This window comes from Halomonas sp. ND22Bw (assembly GCF_003011945.1).
GTDB classification, from domain to species: domain Bacteria; phylum Pseudomonadota; class Gammaproteobacteria; order Pseudomonadales; family Halomonadaceae; genus Halomonas; species Halomonas halophila.
Window position 1 is genome coordinate 1 of sequence record NZ_PXWD01000312.1, and the last position, 375, is coordinate 375.

Consider the following 375-nt stretch of genomic DNA (forward strand, 5'->3'; position numbering starts at 1 on the left):
CGGCTGTGGACGACTTCGACGCCATCAAGTCCCGACGCATCGCCGACCGCACCCTGAAGTCGGAGCGATACGGCACCCTGACCGTGGTGATGAATGCGATCACGGGGCTTCTGGTGGTGGTGCTGGCGCTTCTGTCGGCCTGGATGGTCCGCCGCTACGTCGGCGAGATACAGACCGCCCGCGCCACCCTGGATGCCGCCAACGCCAGCCTGGAGGACAAGGTCAAGGAGCGCACAGGCGACCTGATGCGCGCCAACGAGGAAATCCAGCGGTTCGCCTATATCGTCAGCCACGATCTTCGCGCGCCCCTGGTCAATGTCATGGGCTACACTTCGGAGTTGGAGCAGGCCGGCAAGGTCGTAGACAAGGCCATCG

The 375-nt window shown here is 64.3% G+C and carries 1 pseudogene; it reads left to right on the plus strand.

From position 1 onward, the window contains the following. Positions 1-375, plus strand: a pseudogene (locus CVH10_RS18215) (hypothetical protein); the annotation flags it as partial.